This window comes from Massilia aquatica (assembly GCF_011682045.1).
Lineage (GTDB): Bacteria > Pseudomonadota > Gammaproteobacteria > Burkholderiales > Burkholderiaceae_D > Telluria_A > Telluria_A aquatica.
Genome location: NZ_VVIW01000060.1, coordinates 1 through 4,596 on the forward strand (window position 1 = coordinate 1; position 4,596 = coordinate 4,596).

A 4,596-nucleotide genomic window follows, 5' to 3' on the forward strand; every position below is an offset into this window, starting at 1 on the left:
GTCTTGCAAAGCATGGGGAAGCAGCATTTGCTGATGCTGATCGTATGGAAGGTAGCTCGTCGTCATTTGACAAGTTTACCTCGTCACCATTCGGATTGCATCAGTTTCTGCCGCGCAGACTCCTAGGTCGCCTTTTTGAACGTTTCGATGTTTTCCAGGCGGGATCACCTTCTCGTTGCCGGGCATTGGCGAATCGCTGTATTCGCCCTCGGAAAAAACACGCTGGTACGCACGCACGAGCGCTGCTTCGAGCTGATCGACGACAAGGGCGAGCGCGATCTGTTCGCCCTGCCCGACTTCGCTCACAACATTGCGCGTCTGGTCGGCCAGATCGACGCCAACGGCAACCGCATCACCATCGGCTACAACCAGCGCCAATTGCCCGAGCGGGTCGAGGACAGCGCCGGGCGCGGCTACCTGCTGACGTTCGAAGACCACCGCGGCTACCCACGCCTGCGCAGCATTGCCATGCAGCCGGCCGAGCCCCAGAGCGACACCGAATTGCTGGTCGCGTACGAGTACGATGCAAGCGGCAACCTGGCCAAGGTCAGCAACGGCAAGGGCGACGTGATGCGCCAGTTCGCCTATCGCAATCACGTGATGGTCGAGCACAGCCAGCCGGGCGGCGTGGTCTCGTGCTATGAATACGACGAGTACGCCGCCAGCGGCAAGGTTACGCGCAACTGGATCAACAACGGCCGGTCGTGGAACTTTCGCTATCTGGAACACGAAACGGTCATCACCGATAACCTGGGGCGCGAAGAGCGTTACCGCTTCGATGCCAAGCGCCGCTACATCGGCCAGGTGGATGCGGCCGGCGGCGTGACCACGCGCCGTCTCGACAGCAACGGCAATGTCCTCAGCATCACCGATCCAGGCGGACGCAGCGTCAGCTACCGCTACGACCAGCGCAGTCGCGTCACCCGCATCGAAAGCGACGGCAAGGGCACCGGCATCGTCTACGATACCCGCTTCGACAAGCCGGCGCTGATCACCGACGCGCTCGGCGCCACAACCGCCCTGCGCTACGACGACTTCGGCAACCTGACGAGCGTTACCGATGCGCTGGGCAACCGCACCGCCTACCAATACGATGCGAACGGCTTGCCGGTCAAGGTCACGGACGCCGCCGGTGGCGTCAAAAAACTGGCTTACAACAGCGCAGCGCAGTTGATCAGCTACACCGACTGCTCCAACAACACGACCCACTTCAGCTACGACGACAAGGGCCGGCTGCTGCGTACTACCGACGCTAACGGTAATAGCACCGTCTACAGCTACGACCCGCTCGGCCGGCCTGTAGGGACGGAAAAGGCCGAGGGCGGTGAAAGCTACGAATACGATCCGCTGGGACGCCTGATCGCGCACATCGACCCGCTCGGCAATCGCACCAGTTACGTGCTCGACACCGATGGACAGCCGCTCAAGCGCATCGACGCGCGCGGCGGCGTGATGGAATACCGCTACGACGATGCGCGCCGCGTGGCGGAACTGATCAACGAAAATGGCGATGCGCACCGCTTCGTCTACGACGCGCTCGACCGCCTGATTGAAGAAACCGGCTTCGATGCGCGCCTGACGCGTTACCGCTATGACGACAGCGGCCTGATCACCGCCAAGGAAGAACTTGGTAGCGGCGAGCGCAACGAGTACACGCGCATCGACACGCACTACAGTCGCGACAGTGCCGGGCAGCTCGTCGAAACGCTCATCTCACGCACGATCGGCGACACCCAGGCTGAACAACTGCGCCTGCGCTACGCCTACGATTCGGTCGGACGCATGACCCAGGCCATCAATGCCGACGCCGAAGTGAGCCTGCGCTACGACGTGCTGGGCCAGTTGGTAGGTGAACATACGAAAGGCCGCGACTTCAGTGCAGAGCTGCGCCACGAGTACGACGAGCTGGGCAACCGGATCAAGACGGTCTTGCCAGACGGACGTGTGCTGAACAACCTGTTTTACGGCTCGGGACACCTGCACCAGATCAACGTCGACGGCGATGTCATCACCGATATCGAGCGCGACAAGCTGCACCGGGCCACCAGCCGCACCCAGGGTGCGCTGACCAGCCAGTTCCAGTATGACCCGGTGGGCCGGCTGCTGGCACAGGTCGCAGGCCATCTGGGCGTGGGCGCAAGCACCGAGCCGGTGATCGCTCGCCGTTACGAGTACGATGAGAGCGGCAATCTGCTGGCGATCGACGATAAACGCAACGGACGCAAGACCTACAGCTACGACGTGATCGGCCGCATCATGAGTGCCGTGCAGCCGAATCTGGCGGAGCGCTTCGCGTTCGACCCTGCGCACAATCTGCTCGACGAGACGGTTGCCAGCGCCGGCCGGGTGGAAGGCAACCGGGTGCGCGTGTTCGAAGATAAGCGCTATGACTACGATGCGCACGGCAACCTGACCGAAAAGCTGACCGGCAAGCACACGCGCCTGAAGCTGGAGTGGAATGCGGCGCATCAGCTGGTCAAGTCGGTCGTCACGCGCAATGCCCAGGAACCGAATCCCACAGTGCAGACCGTCAAGTACGCTTACGATCCGTTCGGCCGCAGGATTGCGAAGCGCGATGCGTTTGGCGTGACACGTTTTGTATGGGATGGGAATCGCTTGCTGTGCGAGGCGCGTGGAAAGTGGGAGCGCACCTATGTGTATGAGCCGGACTCGTTCATGCCGCTGGCGCAGCTCGATACCGTTGCCGACGATGGCAACGACGAGCACTGCACTGAAGTTCATCACATCCACACTGATCATCTCGGCACGCCCAATGAGGTGACTGACCAGCAAGGCGAGATCGTATGGGCATCCGAGTATAGGGCTTGGGGCAATGTGCTGCGTGTCGTTCAGGCAGCGCCGAAGCGCTACAGTCTGCCGGGTATAAATTCTCAGGCTGCTAATGTTGCAGAGTTCCAGCCAATCCGTTTTCTGGGGCAGTATCACGACAATGAGACTGGCTTAAACTACAATCGCTTCCGCTACTATGATGCAGACTGCGGACGGTATGTTTCGCTGGATCCGATCGGACTTGCGGGTGGCAGTAACTCGTATCAATATGCGCCCAATCCAAGTGGATGGACGGATCCGCTCGGATTGATAAAAGACTGCTCGTGTGGTGGCTCAACTAATACTCCGACAGAAGGTAGTGCTGTACTGTCGGCTGCAGATTTTCCAGGCGTGGCACGAAAAATTAGTCAAAAACAACTACGCCATGTTGTCGGGCGGAAGGAGTATGAGGGTGGAGGGCTTATGAATAGTGTTCCGGATGCGCAAAAAGTTCTTGATGCATTTCATGATGGTACAGCTGTAATTTTAGGGAAAAACCCTCATGGATTCCCTGTTATTAGATATGACGGCATTACAGGAACCAATGTTAACCTTCCCGCATTCCCTGCGCAACCCACTAATGTGTTTATAGTTAAAGGGACCTCAAAGCCGAGTATCGTACCTACAACCCCAGGATGGACACCGAAAACTTGAATAAAATCTATACAATATGAGAAAGCAGATGCCAAAAGTAAATGAGGCGTACGCAGCTAAATCCCTAATTTAATCAATAAATATTTTTATTTTTATGGCGTTTTTATCATCCACTCTACCCAAAATGATGTACCTAACCTTCATCAGCTTCTCTGAGAAATGGTTATTCAATTTTTAGGCAACGATCACTGGTAGATGATTAACATCGAAAAATATCCAATCTCATAAAGCGAATAAATTAGTGCTTCGCGAGAGCAATAGTCATCGTTAGGAGCGAGCTCACTATAATTTCTTATCACGAGCAGCCTGCCAAAAGCACATTCATCACCACTCATCGATAGTGCATTACATTTATGAAGCCTGTTCACGTTAAAAAGCTCAACGATCACTTTATCATTAAATGGATTGCCACTGAGATGGCGATTTCTGATGGCCCCCTCGGGGAAGGCCCGGTAGTTTGGGAGGATCCGCGCATTCCGTATCTGCAACTCACTAGCATTGATCTTCAGCTGGGAGATGGTTCAATTTATCGCATGCTGTCACAATTCGACGATGGCACTGAAAACGGATATTTCGGTTTATACCTGGTTGCCCAAGATGTATTGGCTACGCCCTACCCAGCTGAAACTGGAAGTATTTATCGCAGACGAGAGCTAAGCGAACTTCCGGTCGGACTGGCAAGTGTGGTATTTTTGGAAACTAATGAACCAAACGCGGTATCGCGCATTGAAATTATCGTTGCCAGGCAAAGGGTTTCGTGTTGGGCCGCCGAGGTCTATGAGCGCGAAGACGGGGCTTTCGAAATTATTGAGCCAGATGAATCAATTCTCGTGCAAGTTAACGGTAAACGACCGACCAAATAGTTCTTGCTAAACACTTAACAAGTTTCATCTGATCATGAACGCATTTAGGAAATAACCCAGGCTTTTACTGCTATTCAAAACAGGGCCACGGGGTCAGTGCCATTTCGTTATACACATCTCCAGCCCTGGATGAGAAACCTCCGGAAAAGCTTTTACATTCAATGAGTTACACAAGGGGCTTGTAAACTGTTCCGAATTCGCGTTTACTCTCGGGATTTCGGTGGGCACGTGATCAAGGTGGCGCAGCAGT

At 55.5% G+C, this 4,596-nt stretch carries 2 protein-coding genes; both read left to right on the top strand.

The genetic code is table 11. The features are described 5' to 3' along the window. The first annotated feature begins 135 nt into the window (after positions 1–135). Positions 136–3,483, top strand: coding sequence for an RHS repeat-associated core domain-containing protein (locus tag F1609_RS33775; protein WP_167082300.1), 3,348 nt, complete (start codon positions 136–138; stop codon positions 3,481–3,483). A 353-nt stretch (positions 3,484–3,836) separates the two neighbouring features. After that, positions 3,837–4,346, top strand: a complete 510-nt coding sequence (locus tag F1609_RS33780) for a hypothetical protein (protein ID WP_167082302.1) — start codon at positions 3,837–3,839, stop codon at positions 4,344–4,346. The last annotated feature ends 250 nt before the right edge of the window (positions 4,347–4,596 follow it).